Source organism: Paenibacillus sp. TSM33, from assembly GCF_056099025.1.
Map to the genome: position 1 here is coordinate 1,214,466 of NZ_JBLZXB010000010.1, position 24,634 is coordinate 1,239,099.

Annotated in this window: 23 protein-coding genes; 22 read left to right on the plus strand and 1 reads right to left on the minus strand. The window is 45.3% G+C overall.

Going from position 1 to position 24,634, the window contains the following annotated elements; genetic code table 11:
* Positions 1-21 precede the first annotated feature (21 nt).
* Genes ACN6NF_RS09640 through ACN6NF_RS09650 form a run of 3 tightly spaced genes read left to right on the plus strand, consistent with a single transcriptional unit; the run spans position 22 to position 1,543 of the window.
* Positions 22-342, plus strand: a complete 321-nt coding sequence (locus ACN6NF_RS09640) for a hypothetical protein (protein ID WP_474317144.1) — start codon at positions 22-24, stop codon at positions 340-342.
* A gap of 41 nt (positions 343-383) precedes the next feature.
* Positions 384-908, plus strand: a complete 525-nt coding sequence (locus ACN6NF_RS09645) for a DUF6115 domain-containing protein (protein WP_474317146.1) — start codon at positions 384-386, stop codon at positions 906-908.
* Complete coding sequence (locus ACN6NF_RS09650) at positions 905-1,543, plus strand: endolytic transglycosylase MltG (RefSeq protein ID WP_474317148.1); 639 nt, start codon at positions 905-907, stop codon at positions 1,541-1,543. Before ACN6NF_RS09645 ends, ACN6NF_RS09650 begins: the two co-directional genes overlap by 4 nt.
* A 382-nt stretch (positions 1,544-1,925) precedes the next feature.
* Here ACN6NF_RS09650 and ACN6NF_RS09655 read toward each other — a convergent pair whose 3' ends face one another.
* On the minus strand, positions 1,926-2,102 hold the full coding sequence (locus ACN6NF_RS09655; RefSeq protein WP_474317150.1) for a hypothetical protein: 177 nt from the start codon (positions 2,100-2,102) through the stop codon (positions 1,926-1,928).
* A 620-nt stretch (positions 2,103-2,722) separates the two neighbouring features.
* Between ACN6NF_RS09655 and rpsB the strand changes: the two genes are divergently transcribed.
* The 19 genes from rpsB (at position 2,723) to ACN6NF_RS09750 (ending at position 24,531) form a co-directional block, all read left to right on the plus strand.
* A complete protein-coding gene (gene rpsB / locus ACN6NF_RS09660) occupies positions 2,723-3,421 on the plus strand; it encodes a 30S ribosomal protein S2 (RefSeq protein WP_013309916.1) in 699 nt (232 codons plus the stop codon).
* A gap of 132 nt (positions 3,422-3,553) precedes the next feature.
* Entirely contained in the window at positions 3,554-4,204 is a 651-nt protein-coding gene (gene tsf / locus ACN6NF_RS09665; RefSeq protein ID WP_013370709.1) for a translation elongation factor Ts, read from the plus strand.
* 120 nt (positions 4,205-4,324) lie between these two features.
* On the plus strand, positions 4,325-5,053 hold the full coding sequence (pyrH, locus tag ACN6NF_RS09670; RefSeq protein WP_013309918.1) for a UMP kinase: 729 nt from the start codon (positions 4,325-4,327) through the stop codon (positions 5,051-5,053).
* On the plus strand, positions 5,053-5,607 hold the full coding sequence (gene frr / locus ACN6NF_RS09675; protein WP_014599669.1) for a ribosome recycling factor: 555 nt from the start codon (positions 5,053-5,055) through the stop codon (positions 5,605-5,607). The genes pyrH and frr overlap by 1 nt, the downstream gene beginning before the upstream one ends.
* 85 nt (positions 5,608-5,692) lie before the next feature.
* The gene (locus ACN6NF_RS09680; RefSeq protein ID WP_016820974.1) at positions 5,693-6,460 is read left to right on the plus strand and encodes an isoprenyl transferase; all 768 of its coding nucleotides are present in this window, start codon (positions 5,693-5,695) and stop codon (positions 6,458-6,460) included.
* A gap of 17 nt (positions 6,461-6,477) precedes the next feature.
* Positions 6,478-7,269, plus strand: coding sequence for a phosphatidate cytidylyltransferase (locus tag ACN6NF_RS09685; protein WP_474317156.1), 792 nt, complete (start codon positions 6,478-6,480; stop codon positions 7,267-7,269).
* A gap of 145 nt (positions 7,270-7,414) precedes the next feature.
* Positions 7,415-8,554, plus strand: a complete 1,140-nt coding sequence (locus ACN6NF_RS09690; protein ID WP_474317159.1) for a 1-deoxy-D-xylulose-5-phosphate reductoisomerase — start codon at positions 7,415-7,417, stop codon at positions 8,552-8,554.
* Positions 8,555-8,661: 107 nt separating this feature from the next.
* Positions 8,662-9,933: an RIP metalloprotease RseP gene (rseP, locus tag ACN6NF_RS09695; RefSeq protein ID WP_474317162.1), complete on the plus strand. Its 1,272-nt coding sequence runs from the start codon at positions 8,662-8,664 to the stop codon at positions 9,931-9,933.
* Positions 9,934-9,983: 50 nt separating this feature from the next.
* Positions 9,984-11,432: a proline--tRNA ligase gene (proS, locus tag ACN6NF_RS09700; protein ID WP_016820978.1), complete on the plus strand. Its 1,449-nt coding sequence runs from the start codon at positions 9,984-9,986 to the stop codon at positions 11,430-11,432.
* Between the two features lie 198 nt (positions 11,433-11,630).
* A complete protein-coding gene (locus ACN6NF_RS09705; protein WP_474317165.1) occupies positions 11,631-15,947 on the plus strand; it encodes a PolC-type DNA polymerase III in 4,317 nt (1,438 codons plus the stop codon).
* 314 nt (positions 15,948-16,261) lie between these two features.
* Positions 16,262-16,723, plus strand: coding sequence for a ribosome maturation factor RimP (gene rimP, locus ACN6NF_RS09710; protein WP_013370719.1), 462 nt, complete (start codon positions 16,262-16,264; stop codon positions 16,721-16,723).
* A 101-nt stretch (positions 16,724-16,824) separates the two neighbouring features.
* Complete coding sequence (gene nusA / locus ACN6NF_RS09715; RefSeq protein ID WP_016820980.1) at positions 16,825-17,922, plus strand: transcription termination factor NusA; 1,098 nt, start codon at positions 16,825-16,827, stop codon at positions 17,920-17,922.
* A 23-nt stretch (positions 17,923-17,945) separates the two neighbouring features.
* Positions 17,946-18,254: an RNase P modulator RnpM gene (gene rnpM, locus ACN6NF_RS09720; protein ID WP_007430067.1), complete on the plus strand. Its 309-nt coding sequence runs from the start codon at positions 17,946-17,948 to the stop codon at positions 18,252-18,254.
* Entirely contained in the window at positions 18,247-18,570 is a 324-nt protein-coding gene (locus ACN6NF_RS09725) for a L7Ae/L30e/S12e/Gadd45 family ribosomal protein (RefSeq protein WP_007430068.1), read from the plus strand. The genes rnpM and ACN6NF_RS09725 overlap by 8 nt, the downstream gene beginning before the upstream one ends.
* Positions 18,563-21,091: a translation initiation factor IF-2 gene (gene infB / locus ACN6NF_RS09730; RefSeq protein WP_474317169.1), complete on the plus strand. Its 2,529-nt coding sequence runs from the start codon at positions 18,563-18,565 to the stop codon at positions 21,089-21,091. Before ACN6NF_RS09725 ends, infB begins: the two co-directional genes overlap by 8 nt.
* A 20-nt stretch (positions 21,092-21,111) precedes the next feature.
* The gene (gene rbfA, locus ACN6NF_RS09735) at positions 21,112-21,462 is read left to right on the plus strand and encodes a 30S ribosome-binding factor RbfA (RefSeq protein WP_013370723.1); all 351 of its coding nucleotides are present in this window, start codon (positions 21,112-21,114) and stop codon (positions 21,460-21,462) included.
* 50 nt (positions 21,463-21,512) lie between these two features.
* Positions 21,513-22,490 carry a DHH family phosphoesterase gene (locus ACN6NF_RS09740; RefSeq protein WP_474317172.1) on the plus strand — a complete coding sequence of 326 codons (978 nt, stop codon included), beginning with the start codon at positions 21,513-21,515 and terminating at the stop codon, positions 22,488-22,490.
* Entirely contained in the window at positions 22,487-23,425 is a 939-nt protein-coding gene (gene truB / locus ACN6NF_RS09745; protein WP_474317175.1) for a tRNA pseudouridine(55) synthase TruB, read from the plus strand. Before ACN6NF_RS09740 ends, truB begins: the two co-directional genes overlap by 4 nt.
* A gap of 167 nt (positions 23,426-23,592) precedes the next feature.
* Positions 23,593-24,531: a bifunctional riboflavin kinase/FAD synthetase gene (locus ACN6NF_RS09750; RefSeq protein WP_474317177.1), complete on the plus strand. Its 939-nt coding sequence runs from the start codon at positions 23,593-23,595 to the stop codon at positions 24,529-24,531.
* Positions 24,532-24,634 lie beyond the last annotated feature (103 nt).

Below are 24,634 nucleotides of genomic sequence, written 5' to 3' on the forward strand. Positions count from 1 at the left end.
AATCGGAAAGGGTGTGGTCCAATGAGCTTGAAGGCTGTTGAATTGCAAATTGCTGTACCTCGCACCAGTGAAGCAGGGAAATACCATAGTGAGTCCCAGCAGCGGCCAATGAATGACCAGGCATTACTTGGACAAAAGGCTGCGCTGGAGACGGAGAACATGCGTCAGCGAAGCAGTGCCATAGATCAGTCTGCGGAAACATTTGTCGGTGAGAGGCAAACAGGTGAGCAGAGCAGAGATTCTTCCCAGCAGAGCCGCTCCCGCTCAGAAGAAACTGAGCTGCCTAAGGAGCATCCGGCAGAGCATCCGTATAAGGGACATCATATTGATTTTTCGCTCTGATCCGATGGGTGGAGAAGCGTTATAAAAGGAGACGATGGGCAGTGGATCAACCATGGATTTATATTGTTCTGCTGGGAGCCGCAGCTGTTGTCTACGCCTGGCTTCTGCCAAAGCGCCAGCCAAGCCGGGGAACAGAAGAGGCCGTCGTTCAAAAGGTTGAGGCTACATTGGAGCAATATCTGGCCGATATTGAAAACGACAATGACGAGTTGATTGAACTCGTATCTGGTATGAAGCAGGAGCATGCGGTTAAGCAGGCAGCATTACAGGAACAAGTGGCTGAGCTTCGGAACCGTATAGTAGAGCTTGAGCGTCAGGCAATGCTTGCCACTGTCTCTATGCCAATCTCAGATTCAGAAGATTCTTTCGTAACTTTGGAGGAGCAGACGGCATTGGAAGAGCCTCAAACCGAGCAGGAACCAGAGTCCATCCGAGATCGTTATCAAGAGTTGTTCGCGATGCATGAGCAAGGCAAGTCGGTGGATTATATAGCCAAGCAGTCAGGCATCCAGCGGGGCGAAGTACAGCTCATATTACAACTCGCGGAACGGGAGGATGTGACGTGATCAAAAATCGCTCATTTATGCTAGGCGTGGGTACTGGTCTTATCATCGGGGCATTGCTGTTGCAACTGGCGATAATTGGTCAGGGGCAGTCGCAGCAATCTTCGGCAGACCCGAAAAACATGACACGAGAACAACTAGAAAAGGCAGCAGCCGAGTTAAATCTTCAGATCAGTGACAGTTCTGATCCGAAAATGACAGAAGAGGAATGGCGTAATAAGCTGATCAAGGAAGGCAACAAGACTCCCGTTGCACCTCAAAAGGCTAAAACGCCTTCAACACCAAAGGTACCTGCAAACAGCACATCCTCGGCTGCTTCCAAGCCTTCGACCAGCACGTCAGTACCACAAAATCCGAACAAGCCGGAAACTCAAAGAGCTGGCACTACAGTCTCTCCCAATATTCCCAAGCAGCCTGCCACTCCACAAGTGCAATATAGCATTGCAGCAGGGAGCAATTTAAGAAGTGTGGCATCTGGATTGGAACGGGCAGGAGTCGTAACGGATGCTAGTGCATTTGAGGCAGCAGCTAAGGCTCAAAAAATCAATACCAAAATTCGCACAGGCACCTATCAGTTTGCTAAAGGTGAGGATTTCAGTTCTATTATTACTAAAATAACGAAAAAGCCGTCCAACTGACCTAATCGGGAAGAGGACGGCTTTTTTATTTTTTCAGTGCGCATAAAGTATTTTGTCAGTGTTTAGTTCAGAAGAGGGTGTGAATCGCCCCCCATAGCTTATAGCATAGCCTATTGCAATTCAGAGCTAGTGGACATAAAAAAGACCCCTGAAGGATTCAAAGGTCATCTCCTGGCGGATTACACCACGGTGTATTGTTGAAACTATCTTCAATTTGGATCAATATTCAGATCTACCGGAGAGGGAAATAAAATAAATTGAACACAAATTAACGCTATGAAATAATCGATAGCGGCATTGATGAATAAAACAATTCTATTCCTAATTTTCTCTATTCATCTTGTCCCGTATATCGGTGGATTCTCCGCTCTGGGTTATTATCCTATGTATCTGCACCATAGGTCTCGGAATGGGCTTCTCCACGATGCCGCTCAACACGCATGTTCTGAACTCTGCGCCTCGCCACCTGGTGAGCCGAGTCACACCATTGACAACAGCAGCTCAGCAAGTCGTCCTCTCGTTCGCGGTCGCGGGCCTGACGGGTTATCTGACGTCGCAAATCACTTCCCACACCGCAAATGCGAGAGCGGAAGCGAATTCGTTGAATGCTGTCGTCGCGGGTTACGGTGATACGTTCTTCCTGTCCGCGTGCCTTATAATGGCAGGTGTAGCTCTGGCGCTCCTTCTGCGTAAACCGCAGCAGCAGGAAGAAGGTACCGCCGACGGGGACAACCGGGACCCGGCGATAATGGGTCACTAATCGGGAATTGGTGCCGATTTCGTTCGTGTGCAAAAAGCCCTGGCCGTTAGTCGGTCAAGGCTTTTTACTGTACGCCCAGTATGGTGCCATCTATATAAGAAAGACTTGAACAGATGCGGATAACAGGAACATATTGGAACTATCTGTCCGTTCAATGCAGTGCGAGAGTCTAATGCTTTATTGTCACAAACAATTTGCTAAGAAGCCAGGTAGATGGAATTGTACAGGCTGCTTTTTACACGGTTTCAATTATTGTCGAAAAGCTGGTTGCAACGCTGCAAGTGTTATGGTATATTAATTGACGGTGTTAAAAACGCACGTCGGTTAATTTTATAAAGGGTGCTTCCAATAGGAAGTCTTTATAAAAAATGATGTCGGCGGAGGACACACAAAAAACCAAACTTAGGAGGTGCGTGAAGATGGCAGTAATCTCCATGAAACAGCTTTTGGAAGCTGGGGTTCACTTTGGTCACCAAACACGTCGCTGGAACCCGAAAATGGATCGTTATATCTTCACTGAAAGAAACGGTATTTACATCATTGACTTGCAAAAGACAGTGAAAAAGGTTGAGGAAGCTTACAACTTCGTAAAAAGCATTGCAGCTGAGAATGGTACAATTCTGTTCGTAGGCACGAAGAAACAAGCGCAAGATTCTGTTAAAGAAGAAGCAGCACGCGCTGGTCAATTCTACATCAACCAACGTTGGTTGGGTGGTACACTGACTAACTTCCAAACCATTCAAAAACGTATTGATCGTTTGAAACAATTGGAAGCTTGGGAAGAAGATGGTACATTTGCTGTTCTTCCTAAAAAAGAAGTTATCATTCTTCGCAAAGAAAAAGATCGTCTTGAAAAATTCTTGGGCGGTATCAAGAACATGAAGGGCCTTCCAAGTGCTCTGTTCATCATTGATCCGCGCAAAGAACGTATCGCGGTTGCTGAAGCTCGCAAATTGGGTATCCCAATCGTGGGTATCGTTGATACAAACTGCGATCCAGACGAAATCGACTATGTTATCCCAGGTAATGACGACGCGATTCGCGCTGTTAAATTGCTGACAGGTAAAATGGCTGATGCAGTTATGGAAGCTAACCAAGGCGAAGAAACTACAGCATAATATTTCCGATTGGAAATACCTATACGAATTAAATGAAAAGGGTGGTTGGTAGGTGGAAAACCTCTCACTACCCTTTTTTTAAGGAATAAAGCTCGCATATACCACTGAAAATCAAATTTGGAGGGAAATAATATGGCAGTTAATGCTAGCGCAGTAAAAGAGCTTCGTGAAAAAACAGGCGCAGGAATGCTGGATTGTAAAAAAGCGCTTGAAGAAGCAAATGGTGATTTGACAAAAGCGGTTGAAGTTCTGCGTGAAAAAGGACTTGCAGCTGCAGCCAACAAAGCAGGCCGTATTGCTACTGAAGGCGTTGTTGAATCCTACATCCATGCTGGCGGCCGTATCGGCGTACTGGTAGAAGTAAACTGCGAAACAGACTTCGTGGCGAAAACTGACCAGTTCAAAGATTTTGTTCGTGACATTGCAATGCATATCGCTGCATCGAACCCTCGTTATGTTCGCCGCGAAGAAGTGCCACAGGAAGAGATTGAAAAAGAAAAAGAAATCCTGAAAGCACAAGCTTTGAACGAAGGAAAACCAGAAAAAATCGTTGAAAAAATGGTTGAAGGCCGCATCGGTAAATTCTACGAAGAATTCTGCTTGCTGGAGCAATCTTTCATTAAAGATCCAGACAAAACAATCTCCACACTGATCAACGAGAAAATCAGCACGATTGGTGAAAACATCTCCGTACGTCGCTTTGTTCGTTTCGAACTGGGTGAAGGTCTGGAGAAAAAAGAAGACAACTTCTACGAAGAAGTTATGTCTCAAGTGAAACAATAATTACCAACGATCGGTAATTGCATATGAATAAACAGAAATGGAACACATCAGTGTTCCTTTTCTTGCAACAGGACACCTATCCTGTTACATAAAGAATATATGAAATTGGAGGGTGATCATTTGGAAAAACCTGTGTTTAAACGTGTTGTTCTGAAAGTTAGTGGGGAGTCGCTGTCAGGTCCTAACGGTTACGGTATTGATGCGGATACTATTGCGTCGATTGCTGAACAAGTCAAGGACGTGGTGGAACTAGGAGTAGAAGTTGCTATTGTGTGCGGAGGCGGTAATATCTGGCGTGGTATTGCTGGAAGTGCCAATGGGATTGACCGGGCAACGGCAGATTACATGGGTATGCTCGCAACGGTGATGAACTCACTGGCTTTACAGGATGCTTTGGAACAAATTGAAGTGCCTACGCGTGTACAAACATCCATCGCGATGCAACAGATTGCAGAACCTTACATCCGCCGTAGAGCTATCCGTCATCTGGAAAAAGGTCGGGTCGTAATTTTTGCTGCAGGTACGGGTAATCCGTTCTTCTCGACTGATACTACAGCTGCTCTACGTGCCGCTGAGATCGAAGCAGAAGTGATTCTGATGGCTAAAAATAAAGTAGATGGTGTGTACTCCGCCGATCCGTTTAAAGATAGCACAGCTGAAAAATATGAGCAGCTTACGTATTTGGATGTGCTTAACAAAAATCTCGGTGTTATGGATTCTACAGCTTCCTCGCTGTGCATGGATAACAATATTCCGTTGATTGTCTTTGCTATTACAGAGCAAGGTAACATTAAACGTGTCGTACTGGGTGAAAAAATTGGTACGATCGTCAAAGGGAGTGTAAATTAATGCCACAATCTGTAAAAAAGAGCGCTGAAGAGCGCATGCAAAAAGCAATTCAGGCATTGCAACGTGATCTTGCATCTTTGCGTGCAGGACGGGCAACACCAGCATTGCTGGACCGTGTGCAGGTTGAATATTACGGCGCAATGACTCCAGTCAATCAGCTGGCGAATATCAATACACCTGACAGTCGGACCTTGATGATTCAGCCTTGGGACAAATCTTCTTTGGCTGATATCGAGCGTGCTATCCAAAAATCCGATTTAGGTTTGACGCCTTCGAATGATGGTAACACCATTCGTCTGAGTATTCCTGCTTTAACGGAGGAGCGCAGAACTGATTTGGTGAAGCTGACGAAAAAGAGTGGTGAAGAAGCAAAAATCGCTATTCGTAACATTCGTCGTGATGCAAATGATGATATCAAAAAAATGGAGAAAAGTGATATTTCCGAGGACGAATCTCGTAAGCATCAGGAAGATATCCAGAAGACGACTGACAAGTTTATCGCTGAAGTAGATAAAGTTTTAGCTGCAAAAGAAAAAGAAATTATGGAAGTTTAAAAAGATTGGCAGCCCCTCCCTTACGGTGGGGTTTGTCTCTTTTCAAGCCTGAGGCACATTTTCAGAGAATGCTGGAGGAACTGGAATGATCAAACGGGTTCGGTCTTGGTGGAACGGGGAACAAAAACAGCAAACACCGGCCATTTCAAAAGACAATATTCCGCAGCATGTTGCTGTCATCATGGATGGGAACGGCAGATGGGCCAAACGGATTGGAATGCCGCGGATTGTAGGGCATCAAAATGGAATGAAGGCAGTGAAACGCACAGCAATTGCAGCGGATGAACTGGGTATTAAGTATTTAACTTTATTTGCTTTTTCAACTGAGAATTGGACACGTCCAAAGGACGAAGTTGATTTTCTAATGAAACTGCCTCAAGAATTTTTGGCAATTGAGCTGGATGAGCTAGTTGAAAAAAATGTGCAAGTGCGTATGATGGGAAACAAGGAGCATTTACCTTCTCATACCGTTGAAGCGCTGACTGAAGCGACTCGACGTACCGAAAATAATACCGGACTTGTACTTAATTTTGCATTAAATTATGGCAGTCGGTTGGAGATCACAGAATGCATGCAAGCATTGGGCCGTCAAATTGAGGATGGAAAGCTGAAGCCGGAAGATATAACATCTGAGCTAATTGGCAACACGTTGCTTTCTACAGGTATGCCAGATCCTGATTTATTGATTCGAACAAGCGGGGAGCTTAGACTCAGTAATTTTATGCTTTGGCAGCTTGCTTATAGTGAACTGTGGTTTACTGATATTTATTGGCCCGAGTTTAAGAAAGAGCACTTATACGAAGCAGTGATCGAATATCAGAAAAGATCACGACGGTATGGCGGACTGAAGTAAATGGAGGATGAAAGCCGTTGAGACAGAGATTAATTACCGGTATTCTGGCAGGCATATTCTTTTTGGCAATGGTCCTGTGGGGCGGCTTGGCCTACCATTTGCTTATATTGGTGATGGCCCTAATCGGATTTTATGAGTTCGCTCGAATGACGCAGGTATCTCCTTTTGGAGGTACAGCAATAGTTGGCTACGTAAGCATATTAGCATTTGTATTCCCATATCAACCTTTGAGTTTGCATTCACCGCTACCCTTTGCCAGTTTGCTCTGGTTGGTAATGATAGTGTTTATGATGATCACGGTAGGAACGAAAAATAAAATCCCGATTCAAACGGTAGCTATACTATTTCTTGGTACTGTATATATAGGATTTGGATTTTCGTATATTGCGGAATCACGTCATATGGAACATGGACTGTTATGGACTTTTTTGTTGTTGTCTTGTATTTGGGCAAGTGATGCAGGAGCATATTTTGTAGGCAAAATGGCAGGGAAGACGAAGCTATGGCCTGCGATTAGTCCAAATAAAACGGTCGAAGGGTCCATTGGCGGAGTTGTTTTAGCGCTTGTTATAGCTCTGGTATTCGCTGGTTTGTCAGGTGGACTGTTACCCTGGGGTAAAGCCTTCGGCATCGGTTTGTCATGTGCTGTTGTGGGACAACTGGGCGATTTGGTACAATCTGCATACAAACGAGTGTACGGCATCAAAGATTCTGGTAATCTGCTACCAGGACACGGTGGTATACTAGACCGCTGCGACAGCTGGATTGTCGTTTTTCCATTTGTACATATGCTGATGCTGCTTCCATGAGCCTGGTGATTACAACTTATGCTGAGGATTAACCTTTATACTGGTAGCCTTGCGCTATTAGAAGGATGGAATCAGCTGCATAGTAGCCTGAATAACAAACAATGAGCTCCTGATAAAAGTGATTTTCAGGATAGGAAGGTGCATCATGAAAAGAATTACGGTACTTGGTTCAACCGGATCTATTGGAACTCAAACGCTGGATGTGGTGTCCATGCATCCAGATCAGTTCACTGTTGAGGCTTTAGCAGGCGGCTCCAATATAAAGTTGCTTGCTGAGCAAGCGCGTCTCTATCATCCCAAAAAAGTGTCTGTCGGTACTCAGCAGTTAGCGGATGAAATTCGTCCTTTACTGCCTTCTGGAATCGAACTACATTGGGGAAATGAAGGACTCGTTGAGCTGGCCGCAAACACAGAGGCGGATATGGTTGTGACGGCTGTAATGGGCAGTGTCGGATTGCACTCCACGCTGGCCGCGATTGAGGCTGGAAAACAGATCGGTTTAGCCAACAAGGAAACACTAGTTACGGCTGGTCATCTGGTCACAGCGCGGGCTCGGGCGAAAGGAGTGCCGTTGCTGCCGATTGACAGTGAGCATTCGGCTATTTTCCAATGCTTGAATGGTGAGCGTATGAAAGATGTGGCACATATTACCCTCACAGCATCAGGCGGTTCTTTTCGAGATTTGACAAGAGAACAGCTGCGTGAAGTTACCGTGGAAGATGCACTTAAGCATCCTAATTGGTCAATGGGGGCCAAAATTACAATTGATTCAGCAACGATGGTAAACAAAGGGCTGGAAGTCATTGAGGCACATTGGCTGTTCGGACTTAGCTATGAGCAGATCCATGTGCTGCTTCATCCAGAAAGTATTATTCACTCCTACATCGAGTTTCAGGATACAAGCATTGTTGCTCAACTTGGGAACCCGGACATGAGAGTCCCTATCCAATATGCATTGACTTATCCTGAGCGGATGAAGTCTCCGGCAAAGCCTCTGTCATTGGCTGAAGTGGGCAAACTCCACTTTAAGGAAATGGATTTTAATCGTTTTCCTTGTTTAAGGCTTGCCTTTGAATGTGGTAAAATGGGTGGTACAGCACCGACCGCTTTTAATGCTGCTAATGAGATTGCTGTTGCCCGTTTCTTGCGTGGAGAAATTTCTTTTCTGCATATTGAAGCTATTATTGAACAGGTGCTCGAACAGCATGTCAATATGGCTGATCCTGATTTGTCTGCGATTGAAACCTGTGACCGCGAGACTCGTAGTATAGCTGCGAAGTTGTAGGTCAATGTTGGGTCAAGAAACGAATTGTGATTCTCTTGTGCGGGTTCGGAGAATAATGATAATCTAGGAAGACAAACTCGATCTCATTGAAAGGGGAACGGAAACGATTGGAAACGATTCAAATAGTGTTGATGACGGTGCTCATGTTTTTCGTCATAGTGACGGTGCATGAATGGGGGCATTATTATTTTGCCAAACGCGCCGGGATTCTGGTACGGGAGTTTGCGATCGGTTTCGGTCCGAAACTGTTCTCTTATAAAAGAAACGAGACACGATTTACGCTACGGTTGCTACCGTTCGGTGGTTTCGCCCGTATGGCGGGAGAGGATCCGGAGGTCAATGAAATTGAAACCGGACAAACGATTGCTGTACGCGTAACAGATGGCGTCGTTAAGACCATCTATTTGGACCAACTGGATAACCGTAAGAATGTAGTGCGCGGTGAAGTGTTGGATATTGATCTGGAACAAGCGCTAACTGTAAAATTGGATGTGGATGGCGAAGATCAGCAATATACTGTGCATCCACAAGCGATGATGGTAACCAAAGGACAATCCATTCAAATTGCGCCAAAGGATCGACAGTATGGGAGTAAAACAGTAGGGCAGCGTGCGATGGCTATATTTGCTGGGCCACTGATGAATTTTATTCTTGCCTTTATTCTGTTTGGTCTGCACATCCAGATGGTCGGCATACAAGTGGACAACCCGACTTATGTCCAAATTAGTGAAATTACAGCAGGCATGCCTGCTGCTGAAGCTGATTTGCATAAGGGAGATATCATTGAATCGGTGAACGGAGTTGCAATTGGTGCGAATGTTGAAAACATGATCAAACTGATCGCGGATTCTCAAGACAAGCCGATGAAGTGGACAGTTCGCCGTGATAATAAAACCTTTGATCTTACGATTACACCTCGTGCAATGGAAGGACAAAAGGGTGGCAAGGTGGGCATTGTGCCCGAACTTCCAAAACGCCAAGCAGGTGTTGGGGAAACGTTCAAATTTGCCGGACAATCCATGGTCAGAACGACAGATATTATTTTTCAAGGATTTAGCCAGCTTATCCAACGTTTTTCTATCAATGACCTGGGAGGCCCCGTACGTACTTTTGAAGTGACGGGACAAATCGCTAAGCAAGGCATTGAGCAGTTAACATATTGGACTGCGATCATGAGTCTTTATCTGGGGATATTCAATTTATTGCCTATTCCGGCGTTGGATGGAAGTAGACTTGTTTTCCTTGGTGTTGAGGCGGTAAGAGGACGTCCTGTTGATCCGAGCAGAGAAGGAATGGTCCATTTCGTTGGTTTTGCTATGCTATTCCTACTTATGATTGCGGTCACGTATAACGATATTTTACGCTTAATTAATGGTTAATTAGAGACGGACATTATAAAAATGGTCTGTATGGGAGGACATGCATTTCTATGTCGAACGATAAACAGTTTGTCGAGGAAATCACGCCGCAGAGCGAAGATTTTTCCCGATGGTATATTGATGTTATTAAAAAAGCAGAACTGATGGATTACTCACCGGTTCGCGGGTGTATTGTATTCCGTCCCGATGGTTTTGAAATTTGGGAGCACATTAAGGAAGCGATGGATGTACGTTTCAGAGAAACGGGACATCGCAATGCTTATTTCCCAATGTTTATCCCAGAAAGCTTTTTCCAAAAAGAAAAAGAGCATGTGGAGGGATTTAATCCTGAACTGCCATGGGTGACTGAGGCTGGCGGGGAAAAGCTGGAAGAGCGTCTTGCAATCCGTCCAACTTCAGAAACCATGATCGGTCATATGTACTCGAAATGGATTCAATCCTATCGTGATCTGCCTGTGCTCATTAACCAATGGGCTAATGTGGTGCGTTGGGAAAAACGTACGTTGCCTTTCTTGCGCACAAGTGAATTTTTGTGGCAAGAAGGTCACACAGCTCATGAAACAGAAGAAGAAGCACGTGAAGAAACGATGAAAATGCTAGAAGTTTATCGTGAGGTCATCGAGGAAGTTCTAGCTATTCCGGTTATTACTGGACAGAAAACACCTTCTGAAAAGTTTGCAGGTGCGAAGGATACATTTTCACTGGAAGCGATGATGAAAGATGGACGAGCGGTACAAGCTGGAACATCCCACTATATGGGGACTAATTTTGCCGTTGCGTTTGACATCAAATATTTGAGCCGTGAAAACAACCTGGAATTCGCGCATACGACTTCATGGGGAACAAGTACACGTTTGATCGGTGCATTGATTATGGTCCATGGAGATGACCGTGGTCTTGCACTGCCTCCTAAGGTGGCACCTACGCAGGTTATTATGGTTCCTATTGGACCACCTAAGAAACGTGATGCAGTTATCGCTCGTGCAGATGAATTGTTTGCCGAGTTGAAACAAGCGGGTGTCCGTGTTAAAATGGACGACCGCAGCGATGTAAGTCCAGGCTGGAAGTTTAATGAATATGAAATGCGTGGTGTACCGGTTCGTCTGGAAATCGGCCCTCGTGATATGGAAAATGGTGTCTGTGTGCTCGTATCCCGTATCAGCGGCGAGAAAAAGATTGTCCAACAGGACAATCTGCTTGAAGAAGTACACGCGATGCTCGCACAGGTACAACAAGAGATGTTTGACCGTGCAAAGAACTTCATGGAAGAAAACTTCTATTCCGTCGATACATTGGATGAGATGAAGACTCTCATGGAAGAGAAACGTGGCTTTACTTTGGCTGGTTGGTGCGGATCTGAAGAATGTGAAGACAAAGTTAAAGAAGTGACAGGCGCTACAAGCCGTAACATACCGTTTAAAACAACCGAGCAAAAGACAACATGTTTGTGCTGTGGCAAACCAGCCAAGCATACAGTAGTGTTCGCACGGGCGTACTAATAAAGAAGAGCATTACCCTATACTACTTCATTCTCTTCGCCAACAGGAATAGCTGTTACGGATTAATATTCCGGACTATCTATATTATTGTGATGAGGGTTGAAGAAGGCTACGAAAAGCTTTTGCGGTCGGAGATGTTTTAGACGCAGAAGCTTTTCATGTTTTCAGAATGGTAGATTGGAAATCGGGGGGAGAGCCATGGGCGGAGCTGAAGAAAAGAGAAAGCGGCTGGAGCTGCTGATGAAGCAGGTTGTAATGCCGGCGGGAGTGGTTGATCCTTATTTTTTGGACGGTTGGATCGATCAGGTTGAGATTAGCCGTACCAATAAGGATTGGAATATCACTATTGCCAAGGAGACACTGGTCCCCGCTCAGGTGTATCGTACGTTCTGTATTCAAGTACAGGAAAAAATGAGTCATATCGCTAAAATCACATTCCGCTTTCAGTACAGTGAGCAGGTTCAACCTGGTGATATTATCGGTGAATACTGGAAGCTCTTTTTAGAGTGGGTGCACCGTGAAATTCCATCTGTTAACGGTTGGATGAACCGGGCTGTGTATGAGTGGGAAGACGGTCTACTATTACTAACAATGAGCGATAGTATGTCATTGGAACTAGCGCGTAAAAAGCAGATCGATCAAGCTATTATTAAATTTTACGATAAATATTTTGGGCTCTCTATGCGTATTAAAGTCCAGGTGGGTGAAAGTAACCAGGAGGCATTACAGGAATTCCAGGAAAAGAAAATGCAGGAAGAACGCGAAGTTATTCAGCAGATGATGGAAAGTATGGAAGCTGAAATACCACCTTTGGAAGAAGAAGAAGGGGACGTGCGGCTTCAATTTGGTTATGACATCAAAGAACCGGCTATTCCGATGCAAGAGATTCAGGACGAAGAGAAGAAAGTCACCCTACAAGGAACAATCTTCGGGTTGGACAGTAAAGAATTGCGCAATGGTAGTACGTTGTTTACGTATTATTTGACAGACTTTAGTGATTCCTTGCAAATGAAAATGTTTGCCAAAACTAAAGAAGATCTAAAAATTCTCAGTCTGTTGGCTAACGGTAAATGGGTCAAAGTGCGGGGGCGAGTTGAATATGACCGTTTTATGCAAATTCCTGAGCTGGTTATGATTCCTTCCGATCTAGTTGAAGTACAGGCTCCACCCGGACGTAAGGACAATGCAGCGGAAAAACGGGTTGAGTTTCATCTGCACACAAAGATGAGCACTATGGATGCTGTCGCCTCGATTGATCAATATGTCAAAACAGCAGCCAAATGGGGGCACAAAGCGATTGCGGTCACAGATCATGGCGGTGTGCAATGCTACCCTGATGCTGCTAAGGCTGCAAAGAAGAACGGCATTAAAATGATCTACGGCATTGAGGCCAATGTGGTTAATGATGCTGTTGAGGTTGTAATGCAGGCACAGCCTTTAAATTTGAAAACAGCGACTTATGTCGTTTTTGATATTGAAACCACCGGTTTGTCAGTTACACAAAATAAAATTATTGAGATTGCTGCTGTTAAAATGCATGAGGGCAAGGAAATTGATCGTTATGCAACCTTTGTCAATCCACATGAGCGTATACCCTACAACATTCAGCAACTGACCAACATTAACGATGAAATGGTCAAGGATGCGCCGGATGTCGAACCTGTTATGAAGGAGTTCGTAGCTTTTGCTGGTGATGCTGTATTGGTTGCCCATAATGCGCGGTTTGATGTCGGCTTTATCCAGGCCACTCTTCGAAAGATGGGTTTGCCTGAAATGACCAATCCGGTGCTGGATACGCTGGAACTGGCTCGTTTGCTGTTTCCTACGTTGAAGAATCACCGTCTGAACACACTGACTGCTAAATATAAAGTCGCGTTGGAAAGCCATCACCGTGCTATTGATGATACAGTTGCATTGGCAGAAGTGTTGAACGGACTACTAAACGATGCAGAGCAAATTAAGGGGTTTAAAATGCTCGACCGCTTGAATGATTATGTGGGAAAGGACCTATCGACTGTTCGACCTTTCCACTGCTGCATTTATGCTCTCAATCCAGTTGGTAAAAAAAATCTGTACAAGCTGGTTTCCATGTCTCATACCGAATATTTCAAGCGTGTGCCTTGTATTCCTAAATCGAAATTGTCTGAGATGAGAGACGGATTGCTTATTATTTCTGGCTGCGAAAAAGGAGAATTTTTCGAGGCTGTGTTGAACAAGTCCGAGGAAGAAGCCGAGGAAATTGCACAGTTTTATGATGTGTTGGAGATTCAACCTTTGACGATGTATATGCATCTGGTGGAAAAGCAACTGGTAAGCGGGCCTGATGCACTAAAAACGGCCATACGCAAAGTATGCGAAATAGGAAAACGTCTTGATAAACCTGTGATCGCTACAGGCAATGTCCACTATTTGGAAACTCGGGATAAGCTGTACCGTGATATTACCATTCATGGTATTACTGGATTTAGCCCGCTAAAAGATATCCGAAAGCCAGATGCTCATTTGCGGACAACGGATGAAATGCTGGCAGAGTTCGAGTTTTTGGGTGAGGAAAAAGCGTATGAAGTCGTTGTGACAAACACTAGCGAACTGGCGGACCGTTTTGAAGAACTGGAACTATTCCCTGACAAGCTTTTTACGCCATTGCTGGACGGAGCAGACGAGGAAATTCGTAATACATGCTATGAGACGGCTCAATCCATTTATGGTGAACCCTTACCTGAGGTTGTTGTAGCTCGCCTTGAAAAAGAGTTGGAACCTATTATTAAATATGGTTTCTCCGCTAACTATCTCATTTCTGAACGTTTGGTTAAAAAGTCTAACCAGGATGGATACTTGGTAGGTTCACGGGGTTCTGTTGGTTCTTCTGTAGTTGCTACTTTTCTCGGTATTTCCGAGGTAAATCCACTACCCGCCCATTATATTTGCGGTAATTCTGAATGTAGACACAGCGAATGGTTTTTGGATGGAAGTGTTCCGAGCGGTTTTGACTTGCCGGATAAAAACTGTCCGAATTGCGGTGGCAAGCTCAAGGGTGAGGGACAGGATATACCTTTTGAAACGTTCCTCGGTTTTAAAGGAGATAAAGTTCCCGATATTGACTTGAACTTCTCTGGTGAATATCAACCTATTGCCCATAACTATACGAAAGTATTGTTTGGTGAAAAAAGTGTTTTCCGTGCAGGAACTATTGGTACAGTAGCTGAGAAAACGGCTTTTGGATTTGCTAAAAAATATGAAGAGGCACATCATAAAAAATGGCGCGGAGCCGAGTTGAACAGGCTGGCTTCTGGTTGTACGGGTGTAAAACGTAGTACCGGGCAGCATCCTGGCGGGATCGTTGTTGTTCCTGATTATATTGAGGTCGAGGATATTACACCAGTGCAGTATCCTGCTGATGATACAAGCGCGGAATGGAAAACGACGCATTTTGATTATCACGCTTTTGATGCGAACTTACTCAAGCTCGATATTCTGGGCCATGATGATCCGACCATGATGAGAATGCTTCAGGATTTGACCGGGGTTGACCCTACGACCATTCCAATGAATGATCCCAAGGTGATGAGCATGTTCAACTCCACGGAGGCACTCGGTGTAACACCGCAGCAAATCCGCACGCCTGTTGCCACCTATGGTGTACCAGAGATGGGAACAAAATTTGTACGCCAGATGCTGGTAGAGTCGCAGCCGAGTTCTTTTGCCGATTTACTGCAAATATCCGGTTTGTCTCACGGTACGGGTGTATGGCTGGGGAACGCACAAGAGTTGATTAAAAATAATACATGCAACATCAAGACCGTAATTGGTTGTCGGGATGATATTATGTTGTTTTTGATTTACAAGGCGGGGATGGATGCAGGTCTGGCCTTTAAAATTACGGAGAGCGTACGTAAAGGTAAAGGGCTTAGTGCCGAATGGATTGAAGAAATGAAAAAATGCAAGGTGCCGCAGTGGTACATTGATTCCTGTCTAAAAATCCAGTACATGTTCCCGAAGGCGCATGCTGCAGCCTATGTTATTTCAGCGGTGCGCACAGCATATTTCAAGCTGTATTATCCGATCGAGTATTATGCAACTTATTTCTCAGTACGTGCAGCCGATTTTGATATTGACCTGTGCTGTCAGGGGTATGATGCGATCGCACGGAAGATTGTCGAAATTGAGCAGCTTGGTTTTCAGGCTCCACCTAAAGAAAAAGGGATGCTTCCAATCCTGGAGATGGCTTTGGAAATGACGGCTCGCGGGTTTAGTTTTAAATCCATTGATTTGTACCGTTCCGAAGCTACTCGATTCAAAGTGGACGGGGACTCGCTCATTCCTCCGTTTGGAGCTCTTCAGGGTATTGGAGATAATGCAGCACGTAACATCGCAGCAGCCCGTGAACAGGGTGAATTTTTGTCCGTTGAGGATTTTCAACAGAAATCGAAGGCTAGTAAAACCATTGTCGAAATGCTGTCCCAAATGGGTTGCTTTCGAGGTCTGCCAGAGAGTAATCAGCTATCACTGTTTTAATCTGAACCACAGTAGTCAAGCTCTGGCACTTGTCACATAACTACGGTTATGTTATAATTTTTTTGGTAATCATGGAGATAAAACCGTTGCTAAAAGAGTGGGGAAACCCACTCTTTACTGTTTGATATACAGGTACAACGTGAAAAAAGGTTATTTTTGGGCAGGCAACCGGTACGCCGGTTTATTTGCAGTGAGCCCAAAATGAACATTACATCAAATGAAAATGAAAATGCCGGTGATGGAGAAGCATTGCCCATGGCAAGAGGGTATCTCTTTTTCACCACAGGAAAGTTCACTTTTGGAGGTTATAATCTTTGAGCACACCAAAGATCAAATCAGTAGTAGAAGAAATGGCCCAACCCTACCTCGATGAGCATGGTTTTGAACTGGTCGATGTCGAGTATGTCAAAGAGGGTAGCAATTGGTTTCTTCGCGTTTTTGTAGATAAAGACGGAGGAATTGATCTGGACGATTGTAGTATGATCAGTGAATATTTGGGTCAAAAGCTGGATGAAAATGACCCTGTTTCTACAGCATATTTTCTGGAGGTGTCTTCACCAGGCGCCGAGAGACCGCTGAAAAAAGCGGAGGATGTCACTAAAGCGGTAGGCAAAAACGTATTCGTCACTACATACGAGCCGATTAACGGTCTGAAGGAATTCGAAGGCCGTTTGCTTTCTTTTGAAGATGGGGAACTTACCGTCCAAAGCGGACAAAAGAAGCATACCATACCTTATGACAAGGTAGCTGGTGCAAGGCTCGCGATCATATTTTAATTCAGATTTGATTGTTGCTGTTTGACATGTACTACATGTTTTTTGCCTCGTGTGCCGACCAGTACGCAGGTGCCATCATTTGAAAGGGGGAGCAGTAATCCATGAGTATGGATTTTATTGAAGCAATGAACGAGTTGGAAAGAGAAAAGGGGATCAGTAAGGACGTGCTGTTTGAGGCCATTGAAGCAGCCCTGATTTCCAGCTACAAACGGAATTTCAATACCGCACAAAACGTGCGTGTTGATATGAACCGCAACTCGGGAGTCATTAAGGTATATGCCCGTAAGCTGATTGTTGAGGAGGTATTGGACCCTCGCACCGAGATTTCGTTGCCAGCAGCCCGTGAGATCAACCCACATTTTCAGTTGGAGGATATCGCTGAAATTGAAGTCACACCACGTGACTTTGGACGGATTGCTGCACAAACAGCGAAGCAGGTCGTGACTCAGCGCATTCGCGAAGCGGAACGGGGACTGATCTACAACAAGTTTGTGGACAAGGAAGAGGATATTGTAACAGGAACTGTACAGCGCCAAGACCCACGTAATATTTATATTGATCTTGGCAAGGTGGAAGCAGTTCTTCCGTTGAGCGAGCTGATGCCTAATGAGAAATTTAACCATCTGGATCGGATTAAGGCTTATATTACCAAGGTAGAGAACACAACCAAAGGACCGCAAATTATGCTGTCCCGATCACATCCGGGTCTGCTTAAGCGTTTGTTCGAACTCGAAGTACCTGAAATTTTTGACGGTGTTGTAGAGATTCGTTCCGTAGCGCGTGAAGCAGGCTTCCGTTCTAAAATCGCGGTTCATTCTCGTAACGCCGAGGTTGATCCGGTAGGTTCTTGTGTAGGACCAAGAGGAACGCGGGTGCAGACCATTGTAAACGAGCTACGTGGCGAAAAAATCGACATTGTACGCTATTCTGATAATGTTGATGAATACGTGGCTAATGCTTTGAGTCCGTCCAAGGTGCTTGAAGTACAGGTATTTGAAGAAGAGAAAATGGCTCGCGTTATAGTACCTGATTATCAACTTTCTCTAGCTATTGGTATCAAAGGGCAAAATGCTCGCCTTGCTGCTAAGCTTACTGGCTGGAAAATTGATATTAAGAGTGAAACACAGGCGGAGGAAGAGCTCGGCAGACCGAGAACATCCACCGATGAAATGCATCAGGATTCCGTTTCTGTAGATTAAGCGGAGTGTAGGGGGGTTAATGCATGAAACAGAGAAAGATACCTTTGCGCAAATGTGTCGCCTGTCATGAAATGATGCCAAAGAAACAGTTAATCCGTGTCGTCAAAACCCCTGAAGACGAAGTGTTGATTGACTTGACTGGCAAAAAGTCGGGACGCGGCGCTTACTTGTGCGGCAAAGCCGCCTGCTTCAAGCTGGCTCAAAAGAGCAAGGCACTGGATCGAGCATTGAAGCACTCGGTTCATCCTGATATTTATGAGCAGCTAAGTCGTGATTTTGCTGCCGTCGAGGAAGAATTCCTGGCGGCACAAGGCAGCGTGCAGGATGAATAAGGCGCTGTCTGGATTGGGGCTTGCTATGAGAGCTGGCAAGCTGCTAACAGGTGATGAGATCGTTTATAAAGCGATCAGGTCTTCAGAAGCCAAGCTGGTCATTCTTGCGAAAGATGCTTCAATGAATACTCAAAAGAAATTCCGCGACAAATGCGGGACGTACAAAATCCCCTTATTGATAGGATTTGACCGGGAAAGCTTGGGAAGCAGCATCGGCAAACCTGAACGGGTCGTGCTGGCTGTGACGGATCAAGGATTCGCGAAATTGATCATGAAACATGCGGGGATAATGTCGGAGGTGGAGTATATTGAGTAAACAAGAAAGCAAAGACAAAGTGCGGGTATACGAATACGCCAAATCGTTGAACATGAGCAGCAAAGAAATTATCACCATTCTTAAACGGCTGGATATTCCCGTAAACAACCATATGAGCGTCATGGAACATGATGCCGTAGGTAAAGTGGAAAATTTTTTTAAGAATATTAAATCCAATGCTGCGGTCAAGCAAGGCGAAGCAGGCACGGCGCAAGTAAGCTCGAATCAGACCGGTTCAAGCCAGAATAGTAATCATTCAACGGAGCAAACCAAAAATCAACAGGAAAAGCAGGTAAGTATGAATAGGACAAACAACAACCAAAACAGTAACCGAAGTAGCGCTCCAAAAGCGCAAAGCAGTCAGCAGGGCGGTCAAAACCGCAGTCAACAAGGTTCTAGTAGACCAAGCGGCCAGCAAGGCACTCAGAACCGCAGTAATGGTCAACAGCAGGGAGGACAACAGCGTACCGGTAGCAATAACACAGGTTCGCGTCCTCAGGGAAGCAGCCAGGGTGGTGCGGCAGTAAAAACTTCTTCTTCCGCAGGAAGCAATAATTCCAACCGCAGTGGTGGCAACCGTACAGGTGGCAACTCCAACAATAACGGTAACCGTTTCGGTCAAGGACGTTTTGACGATAATCGTCAAGGCGGAGGACGCGGTGGTAACGGTGGTCGTGGAGGCAACAACCGCGGTGGCAACAATCGTGGTGGTAAATTTAACAACCGTGGTAAAGGTCAACAACAGGAGCGTCGCGAGAAAATCGACAACACGCCTAAGAAAATTATTGTGCGTGGTGAGATGACTGTAGGTGAAACAGCCAAGCTTCTTCATAAGGATGCGTCAGAAGTTATCAAGAAGCTGATTATGCTCGGAACAATGGCGACCATCAACCAAGAACTGGATATGGATACCATTCTCTTGCTTGCGGGTGACTTTGGCGTCGAGGTAGAAGTGAAAATCCCAGTGGAAGAAGATCGTTTTGAAACTGTGGAAGAAAATGATGATCCAGCGGATTTGAGAACACGTCCGCCGGTTGTAACCATTATGGGTCACGTCGATCATGGTAAAACAACTTTGCTGGATGCCATTCGCTCCACGAACGTAACAGGTGGCGAAGCTGGTGGTATTACACAGCACATTGGTGCATACCAAGTTGAAATTAACAGCAAAAAAATCACTTTCTTGGATACACCGGGTCACGAAGCCTTTACCGCTATGCGTGCACGTGGTGCTCAAGTAACAGATATGACGATTATTGTAGTTGCAGCTGATGACGGTGTAATGCCACAAACAGTTGAAGCGATTAGCCATGCAAAAGCAGCAGGTCTACCAATAATCGTAGCTGTAAACAAGATTGACAAACCGGATGCCAACCCGGACAAAGTAAAACAAGAACTCACAGAATATGAATTGGTACCCGAAGAGTGGGGCGGCGATACAATTTTCGTCAACGTTTCCGCTAAACAAAGAATGGGTCTGGAAGATTTGCTTGAGATGATTCTGCTCGTGGCTGAAGTGAATGAGTACAAAGCCAACCCAGATAAACGGGCACGTGGTACTATTATTGAGGCTGAGCTGGATAAAGGTCGCGGTTCTGTAGCCCGTATTCTCGTTCAAAATGGGACGCTTAAAGTCGGTGATGCATTCGTAGCAGGTAACTGCTTCGGACGTGTACGTGCCATGGTCAACGATAAAGGTCGTCGTCTTAAGGAAGCAGGTCCTTCCACTCCAGTTGAAATTACTGGTTTGACAGAAGTTCCACTTGCAGGCGATCCGTTCATGGTGTTCGAGGATGAGCGTAAAGCTCGTGCTATCGCTGACAAACGTGCGATTACGCAACGTCAGTCTGATCTGGGCAGTAATACCCGTGTAACGCTGGATGACCTGTTCCAACACATCAAGGATGGCGAAATGAAGGATCTGAACGTCATTATTAAAGGTGACGTACAAGGTTCTGTCGAAGCGCTGAAAGGCTCCTTGAACAAGATTGAAGTTGAAGGTGTACGCGTCAAAATTCTTCACAGTGGTGCAGGTGCAATCACCGAATCCGATATTATTTTGGCTGCGGCATCCAATGCCATTGTTATTGGCTTTAACGTTCGTCCTGATAACCAGGCGAAATCTACAGCGGAAGCTGAAAAAGTGGACATTCGTCTGCATCGCGTCATTTACAATGTCATTGAAGAAATCGAGCAGGCTATGAAAGGCATGCTGGACCCTGAATATAAAGAAAATGTGATCGGTCACGCTGAAGTTCGTAACGTGTTTAAAGTTACTAAAGTCGGTACGATTGCTGGTTGCATGGTAACGTCTGGTAAAATTACCCGTTCAGCAGAAGCACGTCTGATCCGTGACGGTATCGTTATTTTTGAAGGTAAAATCGACTCACTGAAACGCTTTAAGGACGATGCGAAAGAAGTTGCCCAAGGTTACGAATGTGGTATCACCCTTGATGGTTATAATGATGTTAAGGAATCCGACATTATTGAAGCGTTCGTCATGGAAACAGTGGAACGCTAACGGCAGAGAGGTGAGCACCCATGGCTAAAATACGTACAGGTCGAGTTGGCGAGCAGATTAAGAAGGAACTAAGCCTACTCATACAGACCGAATTAAAAGACCCACGCATCGGTTTTATTACGGTGACTGGAGTCGATGTCACAAACGATTTGTCTCAAGCGAAAGTATATTTGAGTGTACTTGGAGATGAAGAACAAAAAACTTCTTCTCTGAAGGCGCTGGACAAAGCGAACGGTTATCTTCGTTCTGAACTTGGCAAACGGATACGGCTTCGCCATATTCCTGAGCTGATTTTCAAAATTGACGAATCAATTGCTTATGGCAGCCGAATTGAAAAGCTGCTGAGTGATATCGACAAGGATGAGAAATAGGAATTTTTGTTAGTCTGAAGAACCATGAACTGAATGTAAAGGAGACGGCAATGCATACCTATGAACAGGCGCTTCAACAAGCGAAGGAATTTATTCTGGAGCATGATGATTACCTGATCGTATCGCATGTACAGCCGGACGGAGACGCAGTCAGCTCCACCGTAACGGTGGGCTGGCTTCTCTCATGTCTGGGGAAGAAATATACCATGCTGAATGAGGGACCTATTCCTAAACGTATGGATTTTTTATGGCATGCCGATGAGATTATGGATATGAGTCAACAACCGCCAGAACGGAAATACAACCGGATCATTTGTGTAGATTGTGCGGATTACCGTCGTGTTGGTTTGACAGAGCAGTTTTTTACGGAAGATGCCATTATTCTGAATATTGATCATCATCCAACGAACGATGCTTATGGTAAGGTTAATGTGATTAAGTCGGATGCTGCAGCAACAGCGGAAATTCTTTTTGATTTATTGGAAAAGTTCGCAGTAACCTGGGACGTCGAAGTAGCAACAGCTGTATATACAGGGTTGTTAACGGATACGGGAGGCTTCCGCTACTCCAACACTTCACCAAAAGTGATGTCTACGGTATCACAGCTACTTGCTCATGGTGTAGATGGCCCATTTTTATCCGAGAAATTGCTTGAGGAAATGACATTTCCCCAAATGAAAGTTCTGACCAAAGCATTGCAAACGCTCACGATGTCGGAGGATGGTAAAGTTGCTTGGGTCGTTGTCACACCTGACGATATGACGGAATGTGGTGCTGTAAATGAGGACTTAGAAGGCATCGTGAATTATCCAAGAAATATACGTGGGGTTGAAGTAGGCATTTTCTTTAAAGTTATTAATGATCAAGCGACCAAGGCAAGTTTGAGATCGGCAGGGAATGTTGATGTAGCCGCGCTGGCGCAATCATTTGGGGGCGGTGGTCATGTACGTGCGGCTGGCTGTCGGCTAGAGGGTAAGCTGGAAGATATCATTGAGACCGTTGTAGGGCGGGTGAAGTCTGAGCTATGAACCCAATAAAGAAGGGACAGGCAACTTGGGAAGGTGTTCTCCCTGTCTATAAACCTGCTGGATTTACCTCTCATGATGTGGTGGCCAAGGCTCGCCGTTTATTGGGGATGAAGCGAATCGGACACACTGGGACGCTAGATCCGCAGGTAACCGGTGTTCTGCCCTTGTGTCTGGGACGCGCCACCCGAGTGGTGGAATACATGCAAGAGCGGCCCAAGGAATACCAGGCTACATTGCGATTAGGCATTGCTACTGATACCGAAGACCTGACTGGGACAATTACAGAAGAGAGCGAGCGTCCGGTTGAGGTGACCGAAATGGAAGCCAAAGCGGTTCTGGAACGATTCGTTGGTATGATCTCACAAGTCCCACCCATGTACTCTGCCCTCAAAGTAGATGGAAAGCGTCTATACGAGCTGGCTCGAGAGGGTAAAACCGTGGAGCGTAAAAGTCGTGAAGTGAGCATTTACGAGCTGGAAATGACGGGATTTGCGAAGATGGGGCCGCATGTGGACATCTCTTTTCGTGCTTTGTGCTCCAAAGGTACTTATATTCGTACACTATGTGTTGATATTGGCCGTGAATTGGGATATCCTTCAACGATGGTTAAGCTGGAGCGAACGATGTCTGCGGGAATTTCTGCGGAACATTGTTTAACATTCGAAGAAATTGAACGCTATGTAGCTGATGGCAGCTTGAGTGAGCGGCTTATTGCTACTGATAAAGCAATTGACTATATGCCCGAGCATACAGTGGCTGAAGCCAAGGCAGCTGCGGCTCTGCAAGGTCAACGCTTGTCGCTGAGTATGATTTCACCACCAGTGACGGACAGTCAGCCTTTCCGGCTGTATAAAGAGGATAAAACATTTTTAGGCATATATGGACGAGATGAATCAGGCGCGATTGCCCCAATTAAGGTTTTTTTAAGCGTATAGAATTTATAAATTCTCAGCGGAGCTGAACCATTCTATAATCGCCAGAAATTTTCCCCTAGGCACGGCCTGGCTTCCGTGAAATTATGCTGATAGACGTTTTTCACCTTGAATTGTGCTATAATTTTTGACGAAGTTAGTCAAATGATGTGAAATGCAGGTGAGTGAATATGATTACCGTATCGTTATCTTATCCATTGAGTGATGAGCTATTGCAGCAATGGGGACGTCCACAAGTCACGGCGATCGGCCAGTTCGATGGCCTTCATTTGGGACATGCAAGCGTAATACGCAAAGCCATCACGCTCGCTCGTGAACAGAAAGTGCCAGTATCTGTCATGACATTTCACCCCCATCCGAAGGAAGTCATGAAAAAAGGCGATTATGAAGGTTATTTAACACCGCTTGCGGACAAACAGGCTATTTTAGCTGATATGGGTGTGGATGTACTTTATATTTTAAGTTTTAACGATGAATTTTCCAAAGTCAGCCCTGAGGATTTTATAACTGACGTGCTGCTTCCATTACAAATTCGAACGGCTGTAGTAGGTTTTGATTTTAGGTTTGGCCACCGGGGAGCCGGACACGAGGATACGCTTCGGAAACTGGGAGGAGGGCTGATGTCTGTCTACACTGTACCACCGTTCGAACTGGACGGGGATAAGGTAAGCAGCTCCGGCATTCGCCGTGCTTTACAGACGGGGGATTTAGCACACGCCTCGCGCTGGTTGGGACGCCCTTATCGTATCCAGGGTACTGTGATGGATGGAGAAAAGCGCGGACGTACGATCGGTTTTCCGACAGCTAATCTCAAGCTGGATGATTCTTATGTTATTCCGGTTAAGGGAGTATATGCTGTACGGGCGCTCGTAGGTGATCATTGGATAAATGGTGTGATGAATGTAGGGGTTAAGCCTACTTTTCATGAAGGTGTGCTGAATCCGTCGTTTGAGGTACATCTATTTGATTTTAATCAACAAATTTATGGGGAGCCCGTGCTTGTTGAGCTTCACCATTATATCCGCCCTGAACGCAAATTCTCTTCGGTGGATGAGTTGATTAGCCAAATTGGCAATGACGCACAAACGGCTAAAAAGCTGCTGGGCTAATTTATTTACATAAGACAGGCGCTGTGGTATACTGACTTATGTTGTGTAAACAACGATGAACCTTAGCTTGGTTGTCCGCTTTCACCGGCGGTTACGAGGCTAA

Coding starts and splice junctions, on each gene's coding strand:
- ACN6NF_RS09640 (WP_474317144.1), top strand. CDS start 22: ATGAGCTTGAAGGCTGTTGAATTGCAAATTGCTGTACCTCGCACCAGT.
- rpsB (WP_013309916.1), top strand. CDS start 2,723: ATGGCAGTAATCTCCATGAAACAGCTTTTGGAAGCTGGGGTTCACTTT.
- tsf (WP_013370709.1), top strand. CDS start 3,554: ATGGCAGTTAATGCTAGCGCAGTAAAAGAGCTTCGTGAAAAAACAGGC.
- frr (WP_014599669.1), top strand. CDS start 5,053: ATGCCACAATCTGTAAAAAAGAGCGCTGAAGAGCGCATGCAAAAAGCA.
- ACN6NF_RS09680 (WP_016820974.1), top strand. CDS start 5,693: ATGATCAAACGGGTTCGGTCTTGGTGGAACGGGGAACAAAAACAGCAA.
- ACN6NF_RS09690 (WP_474317159.1), top strand. CDS start 7,415: ATGAAAAGAATTACGGTACTTGGTTCAACCGGATCTATTGGAACTCAA.
- proS (WP_016820978.1), top strand. CDS start 9,984: ATGTCGAACGATAAACAGTTTGTCGAGGAAATCACGCCGCAGAGCGAA.
- ACN6NF_RS09705 (WP_474317165.1), top strand. CDS start 11,631: ATGGGCGGAGCTGAAGAAAAGAGAAAGCGGCTGGAGCTGCTGATGAAG.
- nusA (WP_016820980.1), top strand. CDS start 16,825: ATGAGTATGGATTTTATTGAAGCAATGAACGAGTTGGAAAGAGAAAAG.
- rnpM (WP_007430067.1), top strand. CDS start 17,946: ATGAAACAGAGAAAGATACCTTTGCGCAAATGTGTCGCCTGTCATGAA.
- ACN6NF_RS09725 (WP_007430068.1), top strand. CDS start 18,247: ATGAATAAGGCGCTGTCTGGATTGGGGCTTGCTATGAGAGCTGGCAAG.
- rbfA (WP_013370723.1), top strand. CDS start 21,112: ATGGCTAAAATACGTACAGGTCGAGTTGGCGAGCAGATTAAGAAGGAA.
- ACN6NF_RS09740 (WP_474317172.1), top strand. CDS start 21,513: ATGCATACCTATGAACAGGCGCTTCAACAAGCGAAGGAATTTATTCTG.
- truB (WP_474317175.1), top strand. CDS start 22,487: ATGAACCCAATAAAGAAGGGACAGGCAACTTGGGAAGGTGTTCTCCCT.
- ACN6NF_RS09750 (WP_474317177.1), top strand. CDS start 23,593: ATGATTACCGTATCGTTATCTTATCCATTGAGTGATGAGCTATTGCAG.